General features: G+C 66.7%; 1 pseudogene. It reads right to left on the bottom strand.

Features of this window, described 5'->3' with window-relative positions:
* Nucleotides 1-415: pseudogene (locus AN216_RS00235) on the bottom strand (hypothetical protein); the annotation flags it as partial.

The raw sequence follows: 415 nt of genomic DNA, 5'->3' as shown, positions 1-415 counted from the left end.
AGTACGTACCGACACTCATCAGCTTCCTCCAGGTGTCTCTCGCCGGGGTGTCGCCCAGGCCGATCTCCAACAGTTCCGAGTAGTACGCGACCGAACCCGAGTCGGCGGTCCCCAACGCGCACGCCAACGCCTCCAGTATGGCCGGAGCGTTCCGATCCCGGCCATGTGTCAGGGCCGAGAACGTCGCCAGCGTCAGGTCCCGCGCCGCGACCTCGGGGTCGGTGATCACCGGCACGTTCTCCGGACCCAGCACCAGCGGATGCAGCGACAGAACCGTCCAACCAGCCGGACCGAGCCGGAAGGGACCCGCCGCCCAGCCGGCCGTCGCCCGATCCTGGCAGACCACCAACAACAGCGCCGGACACTCGTACTTCGCCTTCAGAAACGACAGGTAGTACGACCAGCTGACCGCCTT

The sequence above is a fragment of the Streptomyces oceani genome (assembly GCF_001751245.1).
In the GTDB taxonomy this organism is placed as follows: Bacteria; Actinomycetota; Actinomycetes; order Streptomycetales; family Streptomycetaceae; genus Streptomyces; species Streptomyces oceani.
This window is presented reverse-complemented; position numbering and strand designations above follow the sequence as displayed.